This is a genomic window from Curvibacter sp. T50, from assembly GCF_057219955.1.
This window is the reverse complement of the sequence record NZ_JBXVVU010000001.1, coordinates 523,090-548,684: the sequence shown is the minus strand read 5'-3', so window position 1 is coordinate 548,684 and position 25,595 is coordinate 523,090. Positions and strand designations below refer to the sequence as shown.

Genomic DNA, 25,595 nt, shown 5'->3' with positions numbered 1-25,595 from the left:
CGATTGACCTGCCAACCCTGAACGAACATGAAAATTCTGCTGCCTATCGACGGTTCCGAACTGGCCCTGCACGAAGTGCGTTTTGCACTGTCACTTGCCGCCGAAGGTCTGAAAACCGAGTTTCTGCTTGCCAACGTTCAGGAGCCGGCCAGCTTGTACGAGATTGTCACAGCGCACGACCCGCAAGTCCTGGAGAACGTCAGCCACGCGGCCGGTGAACACATGCTGCAGCCGGCACTCGAACTGCTGCGCCAGGCGGGTTTCGATGCCGATGTGGCCGTCGTTACGGGCGATCCGGCCCATGCCGTGGTCGACCTGGTGGAGGAACATGCCTGTGACCTGATCATCATCGGCACCCATGCGATGGGCTTGCTGCGCAAGGCGTGGTCCGGATCGGTCGCACTGGATCTGGTCAAGGCGTCGCCCGTGCCGGTGCTTGTGGTCAAACCGCCTGTGCCACCCGAACCGGCCCCCGAAGACACCCCTTGAGCGCGTTGAAACCTGCGACAGCGCCGAGGGGGCATCGCGGGTCAGGCCGGGGCCGTTGCGGCGCAGCGGTCACCCACGCGCGAAGTTAAGCATGCTTCCCTAGGCCGTTAAGTTGTCTTCTCTAGGCCGGCCGGAAATACTTCAGCCTGCACCACGGCCTTGCAACCTCTGAATGGCCGGAACATCCTGAAGGAACACCAACATGGCAACCCGCGCCAAAACTCCCGTAGAAAACACGGCCGCCGAAGTCACGACCACGGTCAAGGCCGTCAAATCCCGCGCCAAGGCAACCGCAACCGCCACAGCCACCCGGGCAAAAAAAGCCGTTGCGGCCAAGCCCACACTCAAACAGGTGGCTACCAAGAGCACGCGCAAAGTCTCCAGCGTTGTACACATGACCCGTGATGCATCGTTTCGCTTGATCGACACGCAGCGCTCGATCTGGCTCGCTGGCCTGGGCGCATTGGCAAAAGTCACCACCTCGACCGGCGAACGCGGCGAGAAGGCTTTCGAAGCCCTGGTCAAGGCCGGCGAGAAATTTGAATCGCAGGCCCGTGGTGCGATTGATTCCAACACCGACCTCATCAAGGACCGCATCAACAGCGCAACGGAGGCCGTCGATCAAGGCATCGGAACCGTCAGCAACGTCGTTGACGTTCGGATCAAGGACGCGCTCACGCGCCTCGGTTACCGCAAAAAAGCGGCCTGATGGCACGGATCAGCGGGCCGGAAACGGCCCGCTAGTGGGCGCCTTTTGGCCGGAGCCGGTGCGCGAGGGCAACCAGAGCAACCACCGCCGCGCCCGCCATCACACCGGCCAAACCGTTGAATGCTGCGGCGGCGAGCCCTTGCCACAGGCCGGCGAAGGGTCCCGGCGGAAAAAACCCCTCGACCGAACCAGCCACGTGGTGCAACCAAGGCACCCCGTGAACCAGAATCCCGCCGCCGACCAGGAACATCGCCGCAGTTCCCAGGACGGACAAGGCCCTCATCAGCCACGGGGCCAGCGCCAGAATGCCTCGACCGAGCGTTTGGCGCGTCGTTGACACCTGGCGCGTCAGATAAAGACCCAGGTCGTCCAGTTTCACTATCCCCGCGACCAGTCCATAGACCCCGACGGTCATCAGGATAGAAATCCCGACCAGGACGGACACCCGCTGCGCAAAGCTGGCGGCGGCGACGGTCCCGAGCGAGATGACGATGATCTCTGCCGAGAGAATGAAATCGGTGCGCACTGCGCCTTTGATCTTTTCTTTTTCGAAGGCAACGATATCGATGGATTCGTTCGACACGGCAGATACCCGCTGCGCATGCCGGGCCGCATCGTCCGACGGTTTGTGGAACAACTTGTGCAGCAGCTTCTCCGCTCCCTCGAAACACAGGAAAGCACCGCCCGCCATCAACAACGGGGTGATCAGCCACGGTGCCAGGGCGCTGATGGCCAGCGCGGCCGGCACGAGGATCGCTTTGTTGACAAGAGAACCTTTGGCCACCGCCCAGACCACCGGCAACTCACGGTCGGCCCGCACGCCCGTCACCTGCTGAGCATTCAGCGCCAGGTCATCGCCCAGAACTCCTGCCGTCTTTTTCGCCGCCAGTTGTGTCATTGCTGCCACATCATCGGCCGCGGCCACCCCCTGGCGGGCGGCGACCTTGGCCATCGCGGCCACGTCGTCGAGCAAGGTGGCGATATCGTCCAGCAGGGCCAGCAGACTGGTCGCCATCATCCCACCCACTTTCTCGCGTTGCGCCAGATCCGCATCCAAGGGCTGGCGGCGGCCGGGTCGCCGCTGGTCCAGCTCATCTGGATGTTGCGGAACACCCGCTCGGGGTGCGGCATCATGGCCGTGAAGCGGCCATCGGCGGTGGTGACGGCCGTCAGGCCGCCCGGGCTGCCGTTGGGGTTGAAGGGGTAGGTTTCAGTGGCCGTGCCATGGTTGTCGACAAAACGCATCGCGGCGATGGCTTTGCCGGCATGGCCGCGGAAGCGGAAATTGGCATAGCCTTCGCCGTGCGCCACCGCGATCGGCAGCCGGCTGCCGGCCATGCCCTGCAGGAACAGGCTGGGTGACTCCAGCACTTCGACCATCGCATAGCGGGCTTCGAAACGCTCGCTCTGGTTGGTGGTGAAGCGGGGCCAGTCCTGCGCGCCGGGAATGATGTCGGCGAGTTCGGCAAACATCTGGCAGCCGTTGCACACCCCGAGGCCGAAGGTGTCCGCGCGGCCGAAAAAGCCCTGGAATTGCGCGGCCAGCACCGGGTTGAAGGTGATGCTGCGGGCCCACCCGATACCGGCGCCCAGCGTGTCGCCGTAGCTGAAGCCACCGCAGGCCACCACACCGTTGAAATCGGCCAGCCGGGCGCGGCCGGTCTGCAGGTCGGTCATGTGGACGTCGTGGGCCTCGAAGCCGGCTTCGGTGAACGCGTAGGCCATTTCCACATGGGAGTTCACGCCCTGCTCGCGCAGGATGGCGACCTTCGGCCGCGCCAGGTTCAGGAAGGGCGCCGCCACGTTGTCAGACGGGTCGAAGCGCAGCGACAGGTGCAGGCCGGGATCGGCCGGTGCACCCGCGGCGACGTGTTCGGCATCGGCGCAGGCCGGGTTGTCGCGCTGCTGGCAGATCTTCCAGCTGACGCTGTCCCAGACCTGGTGCAGATCGTGCAGGCTGGCGCTGAACACTTCCTTGGTGTCGCGCCAGATCGACAGCGCGCCTTTGCCGGCGTCCAGCGGCGACGCCGCCGGCCGGGTTTTGCCGATGAAATGGCTGTATCGCGACAGACCGTGCGCGCGCAGCACCTGCATCACGTCGTTGCGCTCGGCCGTGCGCACCTGCAACACCACGCCCAGTTCTTCGGCAAACAGGGCCTTGAGCGTGAGCTCTTCGCGCCGGGCACTGACCTGCGTGGCCCAGTTTTTGGCGTCACCGGCATCCATGCGGCTGTCGCTGATGCCGTCGCCTTCGGTGATCAGCATGTCCACGTTCAGCGCCACCCCGACGTGGCCGGCAAAGGCCATTTCGGCCACGGTGGCCAGCAGGCCGCCGTCGCTGCGGTCGTGGTAGGCGAGGACCTTGCCCGCGGCGCGCAGCGCATTGACCGCATCGACCAGGCGGACCAGATCCTGCGCGTTGTCCAGGTCCGGCACCCCGTCACGCACCGGGCAGCCGCCCTGCCCGCGGGTCTGCCCCAGGATGCTGCCGGCCAGACGGTTGCGGCCCTGGCCGAGGTCGACCAGGATCAGCGTGGTGTCTTCGGTGGTGGCATCGAGCTGCGGAGTCAGGGTGCCGCGCACGTCGGCCAGCGTGGCAAAGGCGCTGACGATCAGGCTGACTGGGGAGGTCACCTTCTTCGTCTCGCCCGCGTACTGCCACTGGGTGCGCATGGACAGGCTGTCCTTGCCCACCGGGATGGAAATGCCCAGCGCCGGGCACAACTCCATGCCCACGGCCCGCACCGTGGCGTACAGGTCGGCGTCCTCGCCGGGCTCGCCGCAGGCGGCCATCCAGTTGGCCGACAGCTTGACGCGGGGCAGCTCGATCGGTGCGGCCAGCAGGTTGGTGATGGCCTCGGCCACCGCCATGCGTCCAGAGGCCGCGGCGTCCAGCGCGGCCAGCGGCGTGCGCTCGCCCATGCTCATGGCTTCACCGGCAAAGCCGGCGTAGTCGGCCAGCGTGACGGCGCAATCCGCCACCGGCACCTGCCACGGGCCGACCATCTGATCGCGGTGGGTCAGGCCGCCCACGGTGCGGTCACCGATGGTGACCAGGAACCGCTTGGACGCCACGGTCGGGTGGCTCAGAACGTCGATCACCGCCTGCTGCAGGGTGATGCCGGACAGGTCCAGCGGCTGGAATTCGCGCGCCACGGTCCGGACGTCACGGTGCATCTTGGGCGGTTTGCCCAGCAGCACGTCCATGGGCATGTGGACGGGTGCCCCCACGCTCTCCACTTCGCGTGATTCGCTGCCCCCCGAGGGGGCCCTCGCGGCTTGGGACGGCCCGGCGCCGCTCACGCCGTCTCCCTCGTACACCAACAGTTCCCGCTGTTCCGTCGCCACCCCCACCACCGCGAACGGGCAGCGCTCGCGCTCGCAGAAGGCCCGAAAGGTCTCCAGCGATTCGGGCGCGATGGCCAGTACATAGCGTTCCTGGCTTTCGTTGCACCAGATTTCCTTGGGCGCCAGGCCCGACTCTTCCAGCGGCACGGCCCGGAGGTCAAAACGCGCGCCGCGGCCGGCGTCGTTGGTCAGTTCCGGGAAGGCGTTGGACAGGCCGCCCGCGCCCACGTCATGAATGGCCAGGATCGGGTTGTCCGCGCCCTGGGCCCAGCAGTGGTTGATCACCTCCTGCGCCCGGCGCTCGATCTCGGGGTTGCCGCGCTGCACCGAATCAAAATCCAGCTCGGCCGCGTTGGTGCCCGTGGCCAGGGAGCTGGCCGCGCCGCCGCCCATGCCGATGCGCATGCCCGGGCCGCCCAGCTGGATCAGCAGCGTGCCGGCGGGAAACTCGATTTTGGTCGTCTGGTCCGCGGCGATGGTTCCCAGGCCGCCGGCGATCATGATGGGCTTGTGGTAGCCGCGCTGCACGCCGCCCACCGCCAGTTCGTATTCGCGGAAATACCCCGCCAGGTTCGGCCGGCCGAACTCGTTGTTGAAGGCCGCGCCGCCCAGCGGGCCTTCGGTCATGATCTGCAGGGGGCTGGCGATGTGGCCGGGTTTGCCGCCCGGCTGGTCGGACAGGCCGTCCCAGAGTTTGCCCACGGTGAATCCGGTCAGGCCGGCCTTGGGCTCGGAGCCGCGCCCGGTGGCCCCCTCGTCGCGGATTTCACCGCCGGCGCCGGTGGCCGCGCCGGGGAACGGCGAGATGGCGGTGGGGTGGTTGTGGGTTTCCACCTTCATCAGGACATGCGCCGTTTCGATACTTTTTTCATAGCAGAAAGTGACCTTTTCACGCTGGCTATGGGTCATTTTTGCCACAAAACGCTCGATAACGCCCCCTTCCATGACCGAGGCGTTGTCCGAGTAGGCCACCACGGTGTGCTGCGGCGCCAGGCGGTGGGTGTTGCGGATCATGCCGAACAGGCTGTGGGGTTGCGCCACCCCGTCGACGGTGAACTGGGCATTGAAAATCTTGTGCCGGCAGTGTTCGCTGTTGGCCTGGGCGAACATCATCAGCTCCACGTCGGTGGGGTTGCGTCCCAGTGTGGTGAAGGCGTTGACGAGGTAATCGATTTCGTCGCCCGCCAGCGCCAGACCCCAGTCGGTGTTGGCCCGCTCCAGCGCGGCGCGCCCGCCACCGAGCACGTCCACATGCTCCATGGGCGCCGGGTGCAGCTCGGAGAACAGCAGCGCTGCAGCGTCGCGGTCGGCCAGCACCGATTCGGTCATGCGGTCGTGCAGCACCGCGGCCACAGCGTCCCGCTGTGCCGGCGTCAGGCGGGCCTGGCCCAGCAGCGGCTGCTTCAGCACCACCCGGTACTCGGTGATGCGCTCCACACGCCGGATCGCCAGGCCGCAGTTGTGGGTGATGTCGGTCGCCTTGGATGCCCAGGGTGACACCGTGCCCAGTCGGGGCGACACCACGATCGATTCTCCCTCGTCACGGCCGTCGGCAGGCTCGCCGTAGGTCAGCAGCGCGGAAAGGCGCTGCCGGTCGCCATCGGCCAGTGGTGCGTCGGACAGCACCAGATGGACAAAACGCGCCGACAGACCATGGATGCGCGTATCAACGGCAGCCAAACGGGGCAAAAGCTGCTGCACGCGGAAACCGCTGAGGGCGTTGCCGCCGGGGAATGTGGAGATCGGGTAGGTCACAAGCAAGGCCTGGGTGATGGGCAGAGAAGCCGTTGCGCAGGCCGCTGACTGGGGCACCGCGCGCAAGCCGCGATTTTACCCGCCCGGTTGGCACGAACCGCTTCTGCGCCCGCGCACACCCGCGTTCGAGCGGGTGGGCCGGTCGCACCAACGGATGGGATAATCCGCGCCCATGACGATTTCGATCAAAGACGCCGAAGGCATCGCCGGCATGCGCACCGCCGGCCGACTGGCCTCCGAGGTTCTCGACTACCTGACCCCGCATGTGAAGCCGGGCGTGACAACCAATGCGCTTGATCGCCTGGCGCACGACTACATCGTCCAGGTGCAAGGCGCCACTCCCGCGCCGCTGAACTATCAGCCCCCGGGGTACATCCCCTATCCGAAATCGATCTGCACTTCAATCAACCACCAGGTCTGCCATGGCATTCCGAACGACAAGCCGCTGAAGAAAGGCGACTCGCTCAATATCGACATTACGGTGATCAAGGACGGCTGGCACGGTGACACCAGCCGAATGTTCCTGGTCGGCGACTGCTCGATCGCCACCCGGCGTCTGGCGGCACTGACGTATGAGGCCATGTGGAAGGGAATCGAACAGGTTCGCCCGGGCGCCCGGCTGGGGGACATCGGCCACGCCATTCAGCGCTTTGCCGAGGGTCATGGCTTTTCCATTGTTCGCGAGTTCTGTGGTCACGGCATCGGCCGTGTTTTTCATGAAGAGCCACAAATCCTGCACTACGGCAAACCCGGCACCCTGGCGGAACTGGCGCCTGGAATGACTTTTACGATCGAGCCGATGATCAATGCCGGGCGACGGGACATCAAGGAACTGGGCGACGGTTGGACCATCGTAACCCGTGACCGCTCGCTTTCAGCCCAGTGGGAACACACCGTGCTGGTGACCGAGACCGGCTACGAGGTTTTGACGGTTTCGGCCGGCAGCCCGCCGCCACCGTCCTGGATCACCCGTTCGACCCCCGCAATCGCTGCCTGAGTGAATTCCCCAGTCCCTGATTCCCCCCCCCGCGCGACGGAAGGTCCGGCCGTCTGGCGCGAGCGTTACCTGTCAGAAAAATCCGCGTTGCTGAAGGCACTGGCCGCGCGGGGCGGCTCGGTCCGAGGGGTCCGCGCGACGCTGCAAAAACTCGCGCGCCTGGCGGACCAGACACTGATCCAGCTGTGGCAGGCCAGCGAATTCGGCCCTGACCTGGCATTGGTCGCCGTGGGCGGATACGGGCGCGGTGAACTGTTCCCTCGATCCGACGTCGACGTGCTTTTGCTCCTGCCTGACGGCACCGACCCCCACCGAGACGAGGATCTCAAGACACGGATCGAAACCTTCATCGGTCGCTGCTGGGACGCCGGGCTGGAGATCGGCTCCAGCGTGCGCACTCTGCGAGAGTGTGTCGAGGAGGCGACCCGTGATGTCACGGTGCAGACATCATTGCTCGAATCGCGCCTGATCGTTGGCAGCAGCGATCTGTTCGATGCTTTCCGCGAACGCTTTGACACCGCGATGGACCCCCACGCCTTCCTGATCGCGAAGACACTGGAGATGCGTCAGCGGCACACGAAATTCGAAAACACGCCGTATGCGCTGGAACCCAATTGCAAGGAGTCACCCGGGGGCCTGCGAGACTTGCAGGTCATCCTCTGGGTGGCGCGGGCCGCCGGCTTAGGCCGCAGCTGGGACGAACTCGCCCGGCGGGGCCTGGCAACACCGTTCGAAGCTCGCCAGATTCGCCACAACGAAGCCGTGTTGTCCATGATCCGCGCCCGGCTCCATCTGATCGCCCAGCGCCGCGAGGATCGCCTGGTCTTTGATCTGCAGACCGCCGTCGCGGAATCCTTCGGGCTGGAAGCAACCAGCACACCCGACGGACGCCTGGCCGAACGCGCCAGCGAGCGCCTGATGCGGCGCTATTACTGGGCTGCCAAGGCCGTGGTGCAGCTCAACCAGATTCTCCTGCTCAACATTGAAGAGCAACTCAATCCGCAGCAACAGGCGCAGGCGCGTCCGCTGAATCCCCCTCACCCTCGGTTCGTCGAAAAGGCCGCCATGCTGGAAGTGGTCGACGATGGGCTGTACCAGCGCGAGCCCCGGGCCATTCTGGAGACCTTCCGGGTTTTTCAGACTGCCGTGGGCATCCAGGGACTGTCGGTGCGAACGCTCAGGGCGCTCTACAACGTCAGAGGCGTGATGAACGCCCGTTTCCGTGCCGATCCGGCCAATCGGGCCATGTTCCTGCAGATCCTTCAGCAACCCACAGGCATCACCCATGTCATTCGGCTGATGAACCAGACTTCGGTGCTTGGACGCTACCTTTGGGTGTTCCGACGCATTGTGGGCCAGATGCAGCATGACCTGTTCCATGTTTACACGGTGGACCAGCACATCCTGATGGTGCTGCGCAATGTTCGGCGTTTTTTCATTGCCGAGCATGCGCACGAGTACCCGTTCTGTTCGCAACTGGCCGCTGGCTGGGACAAGCCCTGGCTGCTCTATGTTGCCGCCTTGTTTCATGACATCGCCAAAGGGCGTGGCGGTGACCACTCGGCGCTGGGCGCTACCGAAATGCGCCGCTTCTGTCGTCAACATGGCATTGACGGCGATGACGCGAATCTCGTGGTGTTCCTGGTATCCGAGCATCTGAGCATGAGCCGCATTGCCCAGAAGGAAGACCTGGGCGATCCGGACGTCATCGCTGCTTTCGCACGTCGTGTCGGCACCGAGCGGCGGCTGACGGCGTTGTACCTTCTGACCGTGGCGGACATCCGCGGCACCAGCCCCAAGGTCTGGAACGCCTGGAAGGGCAAGCTGCTCGAAGACCTGTATCGGTACACCTTGCGGGTACTGGGCGGACGCGCGCCCGACGCCGCCGCCGACGTCGAGGCCCGCAAACGGGAGGCACTGGTACAGCTCGCCCTGCACGCCGAACCCTTCGAGGGCCACAAAGCCCTGTGGGACACGCTGGACGTGGGTTACTTCATGCGACACGATGCGGCCGACATTGCCTGGCATACCCGCAATCTGGCGCGTCATGTGGTCCGGGCGACCGCTGCGGCACAAACCATCGCGGGGCCCACGGTGGTGCGTGCACGCCGGTCACCCGTCGGCGAAGGTCTGCAGGTGTTGGTCTACACCCCCGACCAGACCGACCTGTTTGCCCGCATCTGTGGCTACTTCGATCATGCCGGCTTCAGCATTCTTGATGCGAAAGTGCACACCACGGGGAACGGCTACGCTCTGGATACCTTCCAGGTAGTGACCACCTTGCTGGCAGACCACTACCGCGAACTGATCACCATGGTCGAAAGCGATCTCACCCATACGCTGACCCATCCCGGGCCCTTGCCAGCACCCAGCCGGGGCCGTGTCTCACGGCGCGTCAAGAGCTTTCCGATCACGCCTCGCATCAGTCTCCGTCCGGATGAGAAGGCTCAGCGCTGGCTTCTGAGCGTGTCGGCCAGTGACCGGGTCGGACTGTTGTACCGGGTGGCCCGGGTGTTGGCCCGCCATCAGATCAACTTGCAACTGGCCAAGATCACCACCCTGGGTGAACGAGTGGAAGACACTTTTCTGATCGACGGCCCTGAGTTGCAACAAAGTCGCCGCCAGATCGAAATCGAAACCGAGCTGCTGGAAGCCCTGGCCGCCTGATCCAATCAGGGAGCGGGCAAGGACGACCGCCCGTAGCTGTGCACGCGCCCTTTGAAGGATGTGATGCCATCGGGCAGCAATGAGACGCGACTTTGGGAGTGCGTGTAACCCAGGCCGTGCATGCAACGATTGAAACCCGATATGTTTCCGCGGTCGGGATCGACGATCACCACCTCGACGGTCGAACACGAATGTTCGTCAATGAAGGCTGACAAAGCCTGCGGCTGGTTCCGGTCGTAAAGCAGGTCGCTGCCGATGATCAGATCGAACCGCCCCATATCGCTCGCCGAGCGCCCCCAGTTACCGGTCTGGTATTTCATGGGCGGCAGATGGTTCAGGCGCAGGTTCTCTTTCAGGAAAGTTTCAGCCAGCGGGTGGCAATCGCTGGCAGTGACATCCCCCCCGCGCCGATGGATGACCATGCTCGCCAGCGCGAGACCACAGCCAAGTTCAAGAATGCGCTTTCCGTCCAGCTCAAAGGCCAACATGGCGTGCGCCAGCACCTTGCCCGAGGGCCAGAGCAGGCCAAAGAGTGGCCACAGGGCCGAGGAAATGCCGGCACGCTCCGCCTCACCGTCTGGATCGTGAAACTGCTGCCGGTCCTGCAGCGAGCGCATCCGCAGGTCGGCACCACTGCCGCGAACCGTTTCGTACTTGACCGCATAACCGAGAGAGGGTGAGCCGTCGTCGGCAATGGGCGTTTTCAACCGATTCAATCGTCCTGGGCAGCGTCCAGGCCCGGGAAAAGCACCTCAGTGAAGCCAAATCGGCTGAAATCGCGCATGCGCATCGGATAGAGCTTGCCCACCAGGTGGTCGCATTCGTGTTGCACCACCCGGGCATGAAAACCCTCCACGCAGCGGTCGATCGGGTCACCAAAAGGATCGAAACCGGTGTAGCGGATTCGGGACCAGCGGGGCACCACGCCACGTAAGCCGGGCACAGAGAGACACCCCTCCCACCCCTCCTCCTCGGTATCACCCAGCGGCGTGATCACCGGGTTGCACAGTACCGTGCGGGGAACCAGGGGAGCGTCGGGGTATCGCGGGTTTGGTGCATTGGTGCCAAACACCACGAGTTGCAGGTCCACGCCGATCTGAGGCGCCGCCAGCCCCGCGCCGTTGACCGCCGCCATGGTTTCCAGCAGGTCGCGTACCAGTTGATGCACCGCCTCGGTGTCAAAGGCGATGACAGGCTGCGCCACACGCAACAGGCGGGGATCGCCCATTTTCAGGATTTCACGAATCGCCATCGGTCACCTCCCGGTTCGGCATGTCGCTGGGTCCGGGCCCTCCTGCCAGCAGAGCCATCAGACCTGCCTCGTCCAGCACCGGCACACCCAGTTCGCGGGCCTTGTCCAGCTTGCTGCCGGCCTCCGAGCCGGCCACAACGTAGTGGGTCTTTTTACTCACCGAACCGGATACCTTGGCGCCTGACGCCTCCAGAAGGTCTTTGGCCTGATCACGGCTCAGCGTGGGCAACGTGCCGGTCAGCACAACGGTCCGGCCCGCGAGCGGCTTGGGCACCTGCGCCGCGGGTTCACCCTCCTCCCAGGTGACGCCGCAGGCGCGCAACTGCTCGACGACCTCGCGGTTATGGGGCTGGTCAAAAAAGGTGCGGATGCTTTTGGCAACCACCGGCCCGACGTCCGAGACCTGCAAAAGTTGGTCAATCGACGCGTTCATGATGCCATCGAGCGTGCCGAAATGCGACGCCAGATCCTTGCCGGTGGCTTCTCCGACGTGCCGGATACCCAGTCCGAAAAGGAAACGCGGCAACGTGGTCCGTTTGGAATGTTCCAGTGCGAAAAGAATGTTCTGAGCCGATTTGTCAGCCATTCGATCCAGGCTGGCCAGTGCAGACAGACCCATGCGGTAAAGGTCGGGGAGCGCTCTGACGATTCCGGAATCCACCAGCTGATCCACCAGCTTTTCGCCGAGGCCCTCAATGTCCAGCGCCCGCCGTTGGGCGAAATGAAGGATCGCCTGTTTTCGCTGTGCGCCACAGAAAAGGCCCCCGGTACACCGGCTGTCCACCTCACCGTCCTCGCGCACGGCCGCGCTACCGCAGACCGGGCAGTGCGCGGGCATGGTGAAGACCGTGGTGCCCTCCGGACGTCGGTCCGCCAGCACGGCAACGACCTCGGGTATGACGTCACCGGCGCGGCGTATGAAAACCGTGTCGCCCACCCGCACGTCCTTGCGCCGAGCTTCGTCCTCGTTATGCAAAGTGGCATTGGTCACCGTCACACCGCCCACAAAAACCGGCGCCAATTTCGCCACCGGTGTCAGTTTGCCGGTGCGGCCTACCTGTACATCGATGGCCAGTACCGTGGTCACTTGCTCCTGGGCTGGATACTTGTGAGCCACCGCCCAGCGGGGTTCGCGCGTCTTGAATCCCAAGGCCCGTTGCAGGGCGAGCGAATTCACCTTGTAGACCACACCGTCAATGTCGAACGGAAGCGCATCCCGCCGGGCGCTGACCTGGTCGTGGAACGCCACAAGACCCGGTGCGCCGTGCGCCACACAGCGATCGTCGCAGACCGGCAGGCCGAAGGACAACAGCGCATCCAGTAGTGCGCTGTGTGTGGCCGGCAAGTCCCAACCCCGGATATCTCCCACACCGTAGGCAAAAAAGGACAAAGGGCGCTGCGCCGTCACCGCCGGGTCCAGGTTGCGAACCGCGCCGGCCGCCGTGTTGCGCGGGTTGACATAGGTTTTGTCACCCTTTTCCCGTTGTCGTTCGTTCAACCTCTCGAAATCATCTCGGCGCATGTAGACCTCGCCGCGAACCTCGACCACCTCTGGGGCCGGGCCTTGCAGAACCAGCGGTATCTGGCCAATGGTTCGAATGTTCTGCGTGACGTCTTCGCCGGTTTCTCCATCCCCTCGGGTGGCGGCCAGAACAAGAACACCTCTTTCGTAGCGCAGATTGATGGCCAGGCCGTCAAATTTGAGCTCGGCAGCGTACTCCAGCGGCGGATCGCCATCGGCCAGACCCAACTCCCGGCGGACACGGGAATCGAACGCTGCGGCGCCCGCTGCCGTGGTGTCGGTCTCCGTCTGAATCGACAGCATGGGTACCACATGGGTTACCGGGCTCAGTCCTTCCAGTATTCGGCCGCCGACCCGCTGGGTCGGCGAATCGACCGTCTGCAGTTCCGGATGCTCAGCTTCCAGCGCCTGCAGTTCCTGGAACAACCGGTCGTATTCCGCGTCCGGAATCTCAGGCTCATCCAGCGTGTAGTAACGCCAGGCATGGTGGTGCAAGACGGCACGTAGCCACGCAGCGCGTTCGACGAGGGGCGGATCGCCTGCCCCATCGGGTTCCTCGGGGGTAAAAAGATCGGCGGTGGACATGCCAGACGACGGTTCGAGGCAGCTCAGGAAAACAGGCGCCGCGCCTGCGGCGACCCGGCAGCCAGGTCACGCTCCTCCAGCGCGTCGTACAACTGCTCCAGGTCAGCACCGATGCGATCAAGCGTATCCGTGCTGAGGGGCTGGCCGTTATCGTCGGTGACAACGCCATCCATGGCGGCAGCAAGGGCTTGGGCAGCCTCACGCAAACGGACGAACGGACGTTCGATACGGGCGACATGGGGCACATCCAGACTCAGCGTGACCTGCTGGATGGACGACAGTGCGGGATCGTCAGACAAAGCCGCACGGGTATCGAAGCCCAACTCCAGTATGGCCGGCACGCCCGGTACGCTGCCGGGAAGGACCAGACGACCGGGAATCGCCCCTGCCACAAATCCGAGACGAGCCGCCTGCTGGTGGACGTACCCGGCACTCCAGGCCGTCTGGCGCGCGCGCAGAGTAAACCCCAGCTGCGCATCATGGGTGCCGGAAAACTGGTCCAGTTCCCGGCCTCGTGCCACTTCAGTGAGCATGTTGGGAAAGTCTGGCATGCCGCCTACCGCGTCGGCAAAAGCCTGCGCCTTGACAACAAACTCCGAGAATTCGATCTCATTGAGCGGGCCGCTGCGGTTGGCCAGCTGGACCCCGGCCTGAAACGCCCGGTAGCGCTGCCCGGCAACCGGGAACTCCCAGTGTCCCGTCACCTCGTTGAGGCCTTCGATGCCTGTCGGCTTGCTGCCCGCTCTCCGCGTCGCCGGCATGGCTGCCAGAGCCGCGTCACCGGAGACGACGCCATCGACGGCGATCGAGGCCAGACAGTCGATCAACGCGTCAAGCGGTGGACGGCGCTCGGGAGCGGGAACCGCCAGGGGCGCCATGGCAGCGCCATCAAGGGTGGGCTCGGTGCGGCGGCCGGCGCCCTCACCATGATCGGGGGACGTCGGCCCGTCGGCGGGGTCGGCCTGTCGGGGCGCTTTCCGCCGCGCCACCCAGGCCCCATGGGCGACAACCACCGCCAGCACCACGCCCCCCGCGATTGCCAGCCAAACCTGCAAAGAGTTCATTGTCTTGTTGCTCCCGCACTTATTCCTGCGTCATGCCGATGGCTGATTCCATATCGACGGCAACAATACGCGAAACGCCTTGCTCCTGCATCGTGACACCGATCAACTGTTCGGCCATTTCCATCGCGATCTTGTTGTGGCTGATGAACAGGAACTGCGTGCTCCGTGCCATGCTCGTTACCAGCTTGGCATAGCGTTCGGTGTTGGCATCATCCAAGGGAGCGTCGACTTCGTCGAGCAGACAAAACGGCGCCGGATTGAGCTGGAAGATGGCAAAAACCAAGGCAATCGCCGTCAGCGCCTTCTCGCCGCCCGACAGCAGGTGGATGGTCTGGTTCTTCTTGCCCGGCGGCTGGGCCATGACCTGCACGCCTGAGTCGAGGATTTCCTCGCCCGTCATGACCAGTCGGGCGTTTCCGCCACCGAACAATTCGGGAAACATCCGGCCGAAATGGGTATTGACGGTCTCGAAGGTGCTGCCCAAAAGCTCGCGGGTTTCGGCGTCAATCTTGCGAATCGCGTCTTCCAGGGTCCGCATGGCCTCGTTGAGGTCCGCGTTCTGGGAATCAAGGAACCCTTTGCGCTCCCGGGCGGTGCTCAACTCGTCCAGGGCAGCGAGGTTCACGGCGCCCAGGGCCTGAATCTCGCGGTGCAGCCGGTCGATTTCCGCCTGCAATCCGGCCAGGCGGACCGCGCCGGCTTCGATGGATCGCGCGATCGCATCAAGATCGGCCTGCCCGTCGGAAAGAAGCTGGTGGTATTGCTCCAGACCCAGCCGAGCCGCCTGTTCCTTGAGCTGACAATCGGTAATGCGCTGGCGCAGGGGATCGAGCTCGCGCTCGAGCTTCAGGCGCATTTCATCACTGGCGCGCAAACGCGCGGTGAGGTCGTCGTACTGACTGCGCCTGTGGCCCAGCGCCTGCTCCCGGTCCAGCTTGAGGGCCAGCGCGCTTTGCAATCCCGCCTGGGCGGCCGCATCGGTCAATCGGGACAGCTCGTCAAGTGCGCGCTGGCGTTCGGCTGCAACGGAGAGACTCTGGCTTTCAGCCGTTTCGATGGTCCGGGCCAGCTCATCTTGCCGCGCATGCAGGCTGCGCTGGGCGAAAACCGCCTCTTGCGCCTTGCGCTCCAGAGCCCGCAGCTGTTCCCGGCTTTCGTTCAGACGCCGTTCGGCTTCGATGACCTTTTCGTCCAGCTGAGCGTGCCGTTCCTGGGTATCGGCAAGTTGCATGTCCAGGGTTTCGAAACGCGCTTCTGCCGTAATCCTACGCTCCTGCAGCGCCTCCAGCTGGCTGTCGAGCTCTGCCAGATCGCTGTCCAGTTGCTCGCCTCGACTGCGGGCCTGCTCCACCAGCTGGGTCAGTCGCAGGGTCTCGACCTGCAGCTGGTGGGCGCGTGAGCGGGTCTCGACGGCCTCGCGCCGCACCGCCACCAGCCGCTGCGACGCGTCCGCGTAGGCAGCTTCCGCCCGCGCCAGCGCGGTGCGGGACTCCTCGGCGATCAGACCCTGGGCCCGAATCTGTTTGTCAAGGTTTTCGATCTCCTGCGCCCGCGCCAGCAGCCCGGACTGTTCGGAGTCGGGGGCGTAGAAGCTGACACTGTGCGGCGTGACCACGTGTCCGGACGGCACGTACCACGCTTCACCGGGTTGCAGCAAGCTGCGGTCGGCCAGCGCCTGCTCCAGACTGGGTGCCGTGTAGCACCCCTTGAGCCACTCGCCGGCGATAGCCATCTCGGCCGGCTCGGCCAGGCGCAACAGGTCCGCCAGAGACGGCCGTGAGGCATTGCCCGCACAAACGGGGGCCACCGGGGCCTGATAGAACGCACACCGCGCGGCCGGGGGATCACTCTCGAAGGCCCGCACCATTTCCAGTCGAGACACTGCCAGCGCGGACAAGCGCTCCCGCAGCGCCGCTTCCAGGGCAGCCTCCCAGCCCGGTTCGATATGGATACGACTCCACAGCGCCTGCAGACCATCGAGCCCATGGCGGATCAGCCAGGGCTTGAGCTTGCCATCGGTACGAACCTTTTCCTGCAGCGCCTTCAGGGCCTGGTGCCGTGCATTCAGCGCAGCCAGCCGAGCGGCCTCGTCATTGACGGCACTCTGGCGATGTCGCCGTTCGTCATCCAGTCGAGGCAGTTGTTCCTGCAGCTCGTGCAGCCTTGCTTCGGCCATTTCGGCTGCCTCGGTCGATTGCGCCAGCTGGGACTGCATCGCATGCAAGTGCTCCCCATCCGGGACAATCAGCGCCCTGCGATCTGCCAACAGCCGTTCGCGTCGCTGACCGGCCTGCCGTGCCTGTTCCTCGATACCCCGCTGTTCGGCAGACAAAACCTGGATCTGCTGCTGGATCTGAACCACCGTGCCCCGTTGTTCGTTGGCACGCAGTTGCGCCTGGCGCAACGCATCCTCCAGCCCGGGCTGGTTCGCGCCCTGCTCATCCACCTGCGCCGCAAGCAATTCAGCGGACTCAGACGCTTGCTCCTGTTGGGCGGCAAGGGCCTGGGAGTCTTGCCGGGCTGTCTCGCCACGGTCGGCCCACAGGCGAGCCTGTTCATCCAGCTGCACCAGGCGTTGCTCAACCCGTTGTCGCCCTTCGACCACAAAGCGGATTTCGGCCTCCAGGCGACCCACTTCGGCACTGGCCTCGTACAGGCGACCCTGTGCCTGATTGACCTGGTCACCGGCTTCGTAGTGGGCCTGGCGCAGCGTTTCCAGCTCGCTTTCCACATGGCGCAAAGCCGCCGTGCGGGATTCCAGATCCACCGAGGCACGATCGGACTCGGCCTTCAGCCGCAACTGATCGGCCTGCGCTTCTGCCCGTTTGAGAAACCAAAGCTGGTGCTGGCGCAAGGTTGCATCACCTTGCAGATGGTGATAGCGCTGCGCGACCTCTGCCTGCTTTTCGAGTTTTTCGAGGTTGGCATGGAGCTCACGCAGAATATCGTCGACCCGCGTCAGATTCTCCCGGGTATCGGCAAGCCGGTTCTCCGTCTCCCGCCGACGCTCCTTGTATTTGGAGACGCCAGCGGCCTCTTCCAGAAACAGGCGCAGCTCCTCCGGCCTGCTCTCGATGATGCGGCTGATCGTGCCCTGTCCGATGATGGCGTAGGCGCGAGGACCCAGGCCAGTACCCAGAAACACATCCTGGACATCGCGCCGCCGAACCGGCTGGTTGTTGATGTAGTAGCTGCTGGTTCCGTCGCGTGTCAGCACCCGCTTGACAGCAATTTCGGTGAACTGGCTCCACTGTCCGCCGGCGCGGTGGTCGCTGTTGTCAAACACCAGCTCAACGCTGGATCGGCTGGCAGGCTTGCGGTGGGTGGTTCCATTGAAGATGACGTCCTGCATGGACTCACCGCGCAGCTCCGACGCCTTGGACTCGCCCAAAACCCAGCGTACGGCGTCCATGATGTTGGACTTGCCGCAGCCGTTCGGCCCCACGACACCGACCAGCCGCCCTGGCAGCATGAAATTGGTTGGCTCGGCAAAGGACTTGAAGCCGGAGAGCTTGATCGAGTTGAGACGCACCGTGAACGTTCCGCAAGGCCCCTCAGGTGGGCCAAGTCATTGATTTCAAAGGATTTGCAGCGTGCTGAAGTGGCACCGGGACGGGCGAACATGATACCGCGCCCCAGACCGATATCCTGCGGAGCATCGGTCAGTATCCTTTTCATAGCAACAAGCGACCTTTTCCCCATGGGTATCGCCTGTTTTCATTACTTTTTCTGCTGGCGGAGCCCGGTTGCGGACGACCACCACGGCAGCGGACGATAATCGGGCGCCATGAATCCCCTCCTGAACCGTCTGCAGCCTTATCCGTTCGAGCGCTTGCGTCAACTGTTTGCCGGAGTGACGCCGAACCCGGCGCTGCAAGCGATCAGCCTGGGCATCGGGGAGCCGCGACACGCCACGCCGGACTTCATCAAGCAGGCCATGGCCGGTGCGCTGGACAAGGGTCTGGCTGGCTACCCGGCGACAGCGGGCGAGCCGGCGCTGCGCAATGCCTGCGCCGATTGGATGCAGCGGCGTTACGGGCTGGCGGTGGACCCGGCGACCCAGGTGCTGCCGGTTCTTGGATCGCGCGAGGCCTTGTTCTCGCTGACCCAGACCGTGGTCGACTCTTCTCGCCCGGGCGCCACCGTGGTGTGTCCCAATCCCTTCTATCAGATCTACGAGGGCGCCGCGCTGCTGGCAGGTGCCACCCCGTATTACGCGCCCAGTGACGCGGCCCGCAACTTTGGCGTCGACTGGGACCGCGTTCCCGAGACGGTCTGGGCACAGACCCAATTGCTGGTCGTCTGCTCGCCGGGCAACCCCACCGGAGCCGTAATGCCGCTGGCCGAGTGGGAGCGACTTTTCGCCCTGTCGGACCGCTACGGCTTTGTCATTGCGTCGGATGAGTGCTACAGCGAAATTTATTTCCGTGAAGAGCCGCCGCTGGGCGGGCTTGAAGCGGCCCGCCGTCTGGGGCGCACGGACTTTCGCAACCTGATCATGTTGACCAGCCTGTCGAAACGCAGCAACGTACCCGGAATGCGCTCAGGTTTTGTCGCTGGCGACGCGCGGCTGATCAAAAGCTTCCTGCTCTACCGCACCTACCACGGCAGCGCCATGAGTCCGGTCGTCCAGACGGCGAGCGTCGCGGCCTGGGGCGATGAGTCGCATGTCGTCGACAACCGTCACCTGTACCGCGAGAAGTTCGCGCAGGTCACGCCTTTGCTGGCCACGGTCCTCGACGTTGCCTTGCCGGACGCCGGCTTCTACCTGTGGGCGGGCGTGCCGCCGGCATGGAATGGCGACGACCAGGCCTTCGCCCGAGACTTGTTCGCCCAATACAATGTCACCGTCCTGCCGGGCAGTTACCTTGCCCGGGAAGCACAAGGGTTCAATCCCGGACGCGGCCGCGTCCGCATGGCGCTTGTGGCGCAAACCGCCGAATGCCTGGAAGCCGCCCAGCGAATCGTCCAGTTCGTCCAATTTAACTCCAATCCGTCCAGACAATGAGCCAACAACTGCAGCAGATCATCGACGCCGCCTGGGAAAACCGGGCCAACCTGTCACCCAAAGCGGCTCCAAGCGAGACCGTCGACGCCGTCGAGCACGTGATTGCCGAACTGGACGCCGGACGCCTGCGCGTCGCCACCCGCGAGGCGGTCGGCCAGTGGACGGTGCACCAGTGGATCAAGAAAGCCGTCCTGCTGTCGTTCCGGCTGCGGGACAACGAAGTGGTCGCCGCAGGTGACCTGGGCTTCTATGACAAGGTGCCGACCAAGTTTTCCGGCCTGAGCGAAGAGCAACTGCGCGCCACCGGCGTGCGTGTGGTGCCCCCGGCCGTGGCCCGCCGCGGCAGTTTCATCGCCCCCGGCGCCATCCTGATGCCCAGCTACGTCAACATCGGCGCCCACGTCGGTGAAGGCACCATGGTCGACACCTGGGCCACGGTGGGCAGCTGCGCGCAGGTCGGCAAGAATGTGCACCTGTCCGGAGGCGTGGGCCTGGGCGGTGTGCTGGAGCCGCTGCAGGCCAACCCGACCATCATCGAGGACAACTGTTTCATTGGCGCCCGCTCGGAAGTGGTGGAAGGTGTGATCGTCGAAGAAAACTCGGTGATCTCCATGGGGGTGTACATCGGTCAAAGCACCAAAATCTATGACCGTGCCACCGGCGAAGTAAGTTACGGCCGCATACCGGCCGGCTCCGTCGTGGTCAGCGGCAATTTGCCCAGCGCGGACGGCAAGTACAGTTTGTACTGCGCTGTGATCGTCAAGCGGGTGGACGCCCAGACCCGTGCCAAAACCAGTTTGAACGATTTGCTGCGCGATTGATTTCCAAGAGAGCGAGGCTGAACCATGAGCATGATGGAGCGAATTCTTCGCCTGATGGCGGAACGCAAGGCCTCGGATGTCTACCTGTCGGCCAATGCGCCGGCAGTCATAAAAATCAACGGCCAGTGCATCCCGATCAACAGTCAGATCCTGCCGCCCGAGGCGCCTTTGAGCCTGATCTCGGAGGTGGTGGCACCGATCCGCATTGAGGAACTCAAGGAAACCGGCGAGCTCAACATGGCGGTTCCGCTGGAAGGGATAGGCAACTTCCGGGTCAGTGCCATGCGCCAACGCGGTACCTATGCAGTCGTCATCCGCTTCATCACGCCCGACATTCCCCCGCTGCGAACCTTGAACGTGCCGCTGGTGCTGGAGAGTCTGATCATGGAAAAGCGCGGGCTGATCCTGATGGTCGGCTCCACCGGGGCCGGCAAGAGCACCACCCTGGCCTCGATGATCGACCACCGCAACGAGCAGGTCATGGGTCACATCCTGACGGTGGAAGACCCGGTGGAGTTCATCTTCCGGAACAAGAAATCCATCGTCAACCAGCGCGAAGTCGGCACCGACACGGCCACTTTGTCGGTCGGGTTGAAAAACGCCCTTCGCCAGGCGCCTGACGTGATCATGATCGGCGAAATCCGCGACCGCGAAACCATGTCGGCCGCTATTGCCTACGCGCAATCGGGGCATCTGTGCCTGGCGACCATGCACGCCAACAACAGCTACCAGGCTCTCAACCGGGTGCTGAGTTTTTATCCCGTCGAAGTCCGTCCGGCCCTGCTGGGCGACCTGGCGTCTGCGCTCAAAGCCATCATTTCACAGCGATTGCTGCGCACGACCACCAACTCGCGGGTTCCGGCGATGGAGGTCATGCTCAACTCCCGCCTGGTGTCCGACCTGATCGAAAAAGGCGACTTCTCCGGTGTGAAGGAAGCGATGAACAACGCCATGGCGGAGGGTTCGCAGACTTTCGAGCAGGACATCGCCCGCCTGATCGTCGAGGGCAAGATTGATCGCAAGGAAGGTATCGCCCACGCCGACTCCCCCACCAACCTGATGTGGCGTCTGCAAAACGATTTCGCCCAGCAGAAAGCGGCACAGGCGGCGGCACCGGAAGAGCCCAGCGATCAGGCATCTTTCACCGAGATCACTCTCGACGTCCACCACTGACGGGCTCAGCATGACACCCACCGTTCGGCTGGCCGAACAATTGATATCCCGCGCCTCGGTAACACCTGCGGACAAGGGCTGCATGGACATCCTCGTCGATCGGCTGAAACCGCTGGGTTTTCAATGCGAAATCATTGACAGTGGTCCTGAGGATTTCCGGGTTCGCAACCTCTGGGCCTTGCGCATCCCGGAAGGTGCCAGCGAGCGGGACACGCCGACACTGGTTTTTGCCGGCCACACGGACGTCGTCCCCACCGGTCCGGTTGACCAATGGACCAGCCCACCGTTTGTGCCCACGCATCGTGACGGCAGGCTGTGGGGCCGCGGCGCCAGCGACATGAAAACCTCGCTGGCGGCGATGGTGGTGGCCACCGAACAATTTCTTGCCGATTCTCCGAAGGCGCCGCTGGGGCTGGCCTTCCTGCTGACCAGTGATGAAGAAGGGCCGGCACGCGACGGCACCGTGATCGTCTGCGACCGCTTGCGCGCGCGGGGTCAGCGGCTCGACTGGTGCATCGTCGGCGAACCCACCTCGGTGGAGCGCACCGGCGACATGATCAAGAACGGGCGACGCGGCACCATGAGCGGCCGTCTCACGGTCAAGGGCATACAGGGCCACATCGCCTACCCGCACCTGGCCGACAACCCCATTCACCGGCTCGCACCGGCGCTGGCCGAACTGGTCGCTGTCGAATGGGACCGCGGCAACGATTTCTTCCCGCCCACCACCTGGCAGGTCAGCAACATCCACGGCGGCACCGGTGCCAGCAACGTGATTCCCGGCACCGTGGTGGTGGATTTCAATTTCCGTTTTTCCACGGAATCCACCCCTGAAGGCCTGCAACAGCGCCTGCAGGCCGTGCTGGAGCGGCACGGCCTGACCTTCGATCTGCAGTGGACACTCGGCGGACTGCCGTTTCTCACGCGGCCGGGCACGCTGGTGGCGGCGGTGCAGGCGGCCATCCGTGCCGAAACCGGCGTCGAAACCCAGCTGTCCACCACCGGAGGCACCAGCGACGGCCGCTTCATCGCCCGCATCTGTCCGGAAGTCATCGAGCTCGGCCCGACCAATGCCACCATTCACAAAATCGACGAAAACGTGCCGCTGTCCGACATCGAGCCGCTGACGGCCATCTACCGCCGCGTGCTGGAAAACCTGGACGAGGGGCTGCGCACATGAGCGACACGCCGGGCCCCGCCCAAACTCGTGCGCACACCACGGCCACCGTGCAAGGTCTGATCGAGGCCGCGGCCCGCGATTTCACCGAAGCCGGCATCGCCTTCGGCCACGGTACCACCAACGCCTTCGACGAAGCCGCCTGGCTGGTGCTCTGGGGCCTGGGCCTGCCGCTGGACAGCGCGCTGGAGGGCCCCGATTCGGTCGCCGAAGACCTGGTCGATGACGCCACGCAGGCCCGTGTGGCCGCGCTGGTGACCGCCCGCATCAGCACCCGCAAGCCGGCTGCGTACCTCACGCGCGAAGCCTGGCTGCAAGGCGTGCCGTTCTATGTGGACGAGCGTGCCATCGTGCCGCGCAGCTTCATCGCCGAACTGCTGGCCGACGGCAGCATCGATCCCTGGCTGGGGGAACACACCCGGCAGGTGCTGGACCTGTGCACCGGCAACGGCAGCCTGGCCGTGCTGGCCGCGATGGTCTGGCCGGACGTCCGGGTGGTCGGCGCCGATATCTCCGCCGATGCCCTGGCCGTGGCCCGCATCAATGTCGACCGGCACGCGCTGGCCGACCGCATCACCCTGCTCGAATCGGATGGTCTGGCGGCCGTGCCGGGCCGCTTCGACCTCATCCTCTGCAACCCGCCCTATGTCAACAGCGCCAGCATGGACCACCTGCCGGCGGAGTACCGCGCCGAACCCGCGCTGGCGCTGGCCGGTGGCTGTGACGGCATGAACTTTGTGCGCGCCCTGCTGCGCGAGGCGCCCGCACACATGAGCGACGACGCGGTGCTGGTGCTGGAGATCGGCAACGAGCGCCCCCACTTTGAAAACGCCTTCCCGCACCTCGAAGTCGTCTGGCTGGACACCAGCGCCGGCGACGATCAGGTGCTGCTGGTCACGCGCGAGGCGCTGGCCGGACACCCTCCCGCCCCATGATCATCCTGAAAAATGTAGTCCTTCGCCGCAGCGCGAAGGTGTTGCTCGACGGCGCCTCCACCGTCATCAACCCCGGCGAAAAAGTCGGCCTGGTCGGCCGCAACGGCGCCGGCAAGTCGACGCTGTTCGCACTGCTCAACGGCAGCCTGCACGAGGACGGCGGCGATTTCGACCTCCCGCGTGGCTGGCGTATGGCGCAGGTGGCGCAGAACATGCCCGAAACCGACGACAGCGCCACCGACTTCGTCCTCGGCGGCGACACCCGGCTGACCGAGCTGCGGGCCGCACTGCGGGAGGCTGAAGACTCGGGCGACGGCATGGCCCTGGCCCATGCGTACACCGACCTGGCCGACGCCGGCGAGCACGATGCGGTGCCCCGCGCGCAGGCCCTGATCCTGGGCCTGGGCTTCAAGGTGGGCGAACTCCAGGCCCCGGTGAACAGTTTTTCGGGCGGCTGGCGCATGCGGCTGCAGCTGGCCCGCGCCCTGATGTGCCCGTCCGACCTGCTGCTGCTGGACGAACCCACCAACCACCTGGACCTGGACGCCCTGGTCTGGCTGGAAGGCTGGCTGCAGCGCTATGCCGGCACCATGATCGTCATCAGCCACGACCGCGAATTCCTGGACGCGGTGACGGGCGTGACGCTGCACATCGAAAACGCCCGCCTGACCCGTTACGGCGGCAACTACAGCAAGTTCGAGGAACTGCGCGCCCAGCAGATGGAACTGCAGCAGGCGGCGTTCGCCAAACAGCAGGACAAGATCGCCCACCTGCAGAAGTTCATCGACCGCTTCAAGGCCAAGGCCAGCAAGGCCAAGCAGGCCCAAAGCCGGGTCAAGGCGCTGGAACGCATGGAAAAAGTGGCCCCGCTGCTGGCCGAGGCCGATTTCAGCTTCGAGTTCAAGGAACCGGTCAACCTGCCCAACCCCATGCTGGCGATCACCGACGCCGATTTCGGCTACGTCGGCGAAGACGGCACCAAGACGATCCTGCGCGGCGTGAACCGATCGGTGCTGGCGGGCCAGCGCATCGGCATTCTGGGCGCCAACGGCCAGGGCAAGTCCACCCTGGTCAAGACCATTGCCCGCGAAATGCGCCCGCTGGCCGGCACCGTGACCGAGGGCAAAGGCCTGTCGATCGGCTATTTCGCCCAGCAGGAACTTGACGTGCTGCGCCCCCAGGACAACCCGCTGGAACACATGGTGCGCCTGGCCAGGGAGCTCGGCCCGAACGCCCGCGAATCCGGTCGCGAACAGGACCTGCGCAACTTCCTGGGCAGCTTCAACTTCAGCGGCGACATGGTCAAACAGGCCGTGGGCACCATGAGCGGTGGCGAAAAGGCCCGGCTGGTCCTGGCCATGATGGTCTGGCAGCGCCCCAACCTGCTGCTGCTGGACGAACCCACCAACCACCTGGACCTGGCCACCCGCGAGGCGCTGTCCATCGCCCTCAACGAGTTCGAAGGCACCGTGATGCTGGTCAGCCACGACCGCGCCTTGCTGCGGGCCGTGTGCGACGAGTTCTGGCTGGTCGGCCGTGGCGGTGTCGCGCCGTTCGACGGGGATCTGGACGACTACCAGCAGTACCTGCTGGACGAAGCGCGGCAAACGCGGGAGCGCCTGCGCGCAGCCACCGATCGCGAACCCGCTGCGGAAGCTATAAATATCGTAGCATCAAGCGACCTTTTTCCTTTGGGTATGGTCGAAAAGTCCTCCAAACCGACGGTTTCCGCCCCGGTGGGGGCTGCCGATGCACGCGAACAGCGGCGCCTGGATGCCCAACGCCGCCAGGGACTCGCGCAGCAAAGCCGCCCCCTGCGCAAGCAACTGCTGGCGTGCGAACAGGCCCTGGAACAGCTGAACGCGGAAAAGTCATTGCTGGAGGGGCGACTGAGCTCACCGATACCGCCCCACGAACTCGCACAGGCCGGTCGACGTCTGAAGCTGTTGCAAACCGAATTGGACGAGATCGAGGATAGATGGCTGGAACTGTCTGGCCAGTTGGAGGTACTTGCCGGCAGGGCAGCGGAAGACTGATACGAGGGCCGGGCAAGCGTTCGGCGTCGCTGTAATGGGCCCGCCACAGGGCCGCCA

At 64.7% G+C, this 25,595-nt stretch carries 17 protein-coding genes; 10 read left to right on the top strand and 7 right to left on the bottom strand.

The window, feature by feature from the left end; all coding sequences use genetic code 11:
- Nucleotides 1–27 precede the first annotated feature (27 nt).
- A complete protein-coding gene (locus AC2EBU_RS02585) occupies nucleotides 28–489 on the top strand; it encodes a universal stress protein (protein ID WP_484608818.1) in 462 nt (153 codons plus the stop codon).
- A gap of 202 nt (nucleotides 490–691) precedes the next feature.
- A complete protein-coding gene (locus tag AC2EBU_RS02580) occupies nucleotides 692–1,198 on the top strand; it encodes a phasin family protein (protein ID WP_484608817.1) in 507 nt (168 codons plus the stop codon).
- Nucleotides 1,199–1,229: 31 nt separating this feature from the next.
- On the opposite strand, the gene AC2EBU_RS02575 is transcribed toward AC2EBU_RS02580, so the two are convergent.
- Complete coding sequence (locus AC2EBU_RS02575; RefSeq protein ID WP_484608816.1) at nucleotides 1,230–2,216, bottom strand: DUF808 domain-containing protein; 987 nt, start codon at nucleotides 2,214–2,216, stop codon at nucleotides 1,230–1,232.
- Nucleotides 2,213–6,301, bottom strand: a complete 4,089-nt coding sequence (gene purL / locus AC2EBU_RS02570; RefSeq protein WP_484610098.1) for a phosphoribosylformylglycinamidine synthase — start codon at nucleotides 6,299–6,301, stop codon at nucleotides 2,213–2,215. The genes AC2EBU_RS02575 and purL overlap by 4 nt, the downstream gene beginning before the upstream one ends.
- 172 nt (nucleotides 6,302–6,473) lie before the next feature.
- Between purL and map the strand changes: the two genes are divergently transcribed.
- Both map and AC2EBU_RS02560 read left to right on the top strand, forming a co-directional pair.
- The gene (map, locus tag AC2EBU_RS02565) at nucleotides 6,474–7,298 is read left to right on the top strand and encodes a type I methionyl aminopeptidase (protein WP_484608815.1); all 825 of its coding nucleotides are present in this window, start codon (nucleotides 6,474–6,476) and stop codon (nucleotides 7,296–7,298) included.
- Nucleotides 7,299–9,965 carry a [protein-PII] uridylyltransferase gene (locus AC2EBU_RS02560; RefSeq protein ID WP_484608814.1) on the top strand — a complete coding sequence of 889 codons (2,667 nt, stop codon included), beginning with the start codon at nucleotides 7,299–7,301 and terminating at the stop codon, nucleotides 9,963–9,965.
- A gap of 5 nt (nucleotides 9,966–9,970) precedes the next feature.
- On the opposite strand, the gene AC2EBU_RS02555 is transcribed toward AC2EBU_RS02560, so the two are convergent.
- The 5 genes from AC2EBU_RS02555 to smc all read right to left on the bottom strand — a co-directional run bounded on the left by AC2EBU_RS02555 (nucleotide 9,971) and on the right by smc (nucleotide 17,920).
- Entirely contained in the window at nucleotides 9,971–10,582 is a 612-nt protein-coding gene (locus AC2EBU_RS02555) for a class I SAM-dependent methyltransferase (RefSeq protein WP_484608813.1), read from the bottom strand.
- A 95-nt stretch (nucleotides 10,583–10,677) separates the two neighbouring features.
- Nucleotides 10,678–11,217: a peptide deformylase gene (gene def / locus AC2EBU_RS02550; RefSeq protein WP_484608812.1), complete on the bottom strand. Its 540-nt coding sequence runs from the start codon at nucleotides 11,215–11,217 to the stop codon at nucleotides 10,678–10,680.
- Nucleotides 11,204–13,324 (bottom strand): NAD-dependent DNA ligase LigA, encoded by a 2,121-nt coding sequence (ligA, locus tag AC2EBU_RS02545; RefSeq protein ID WP_484608811.1) that lies wholly within the window; start codon nucleotides 13,322–13,324, stop codon nucleotides 11,204–11,206. Before ligA ends, def begins: the two co-directional genes overlap by 14 nt.
- A gap of 23 nt (nucleotides 13,325–13,347) precedes the next feature.
- Nucleotides 13,348–14,388, bottom strand: coding sequence for a cell division protein ZipA C-terminal FtsZ-binding domain-containing protein (locus AC2EBU_RS02540; protein WP_484608810.1), 1,041 nt, complete (start codon nucleotides 14,386–14,388; stop codon nucleotides 13,348–13,350).
- Nucleotides 14,389–14,407: 19 nt separating this feature from the next.
- Nucleotides 14,408–17,920: a chromosome segregation protein SMC gene (gene smc / locus AC2EBU_RS02535; protein WP_484608809.1), complete on the bottom strand. Its 3,513-nt coding sequence runs from the start codon at nucleotides 17,918–17,920 to the stop codon at nucleotides 14,408–14,410.
- Between the two features lie 255 nt (nucleotides 17,921–18,175).
- Here smc and dapC point away from each other — a divergent pair, with 255 nt between their 5' ends.
- From dapC to AC2EBU_RS02505, 6 genes are read left to right on the top strand one after another with little or no spacing between them, the layout of a single operon-like run.
- Complete coding sequence (dapC, locus tag AC2EBU_RS02530) at nucleotides 18,176–19,396, top strand: succinyldiaminopimelate transaminase (RefSeq protein ID WP_484608808.1); 1,221 nt, start codon at nucleotides 18,176–18,178, stop codon at nucleotides 19,394–19,396.
- A complete protein-coding gene (dapD, locus tag AC2EBU_RS02525) occupies nucleotides 19,393–20,217 on the top strand; it encodes a 2,3,4,5-tetrahydropyridine-2,6-dicarboxylate N-succinyltransferase (protein ID WP_484608807.1) in 825 nt (274 codons plus the stop codon). Before dapC ends, dapD begins: the two co-directional genes overlap by 4 nt.
- Nucleotides 20,218–20,241: 24 nt before the next feature.
- Nucleotides 20,242–21,390 (top strand): PilT/PilU family type 4a pilus ATPase, encoded by a 1,149-nt coding sequence (locus tag AC2EBU_RS02520; RefSeq protein ID WP_484608806.1) that lies wholly within the window; start codon nucleotides 20,242–20,244, stop codon nucleotides 21,388–21,390.
- A 10-nt stretch (nucleotides 21,391–21,400) separates the two neighbouring features.
- Complete coding sequence (gene dapE / locus AC2EBU_RS02515; RefSeq protein WP_484608805.1) at nucleotides 21,401–22,570, top strand: succinyl-diaminopimelate desuccinylase; 1,170 nt, start codon at nucleotides 21,401–21,403, stop codon at nucleotides 22,568–22,570.
- Nucleotides 22,567–23,502, top strand: coding sequence for a 50S ribosomal protein L3 N(5)-glutamine methyltransferase (gene prmB / locus AC2EBU_RS02510; RefSeq protein ID WP_484608804.1), 936 nt, complete (start codon nucleotides 22,567–22,569; stop codon nucleotides 23,500–23,502). The genes dapE and prmB overlap by 4 nt, the downstream gene beginning before the upstream one ends.
- Nucleotides 23,499–25,538 carry an ABC-F family ATP-binding cassette domain-containing protein gene (locus AC2EBU_RS02505; protein ID WP_484608803.1) on the top strand — a complete coding sequence of 680 codons (2,040 nt, stop codon included), beginning with the start codon at nucleotides 23,499–23,501 and terminating at the stop codon, nucleotides 25,536–25,538. Before prmB ends, AC2EBU_RS02505 begins: the two co-directional genes overlap by 4 nt.
- Nucleotides 25,539–25,595 lie beyond the last annotated feature (57 nt).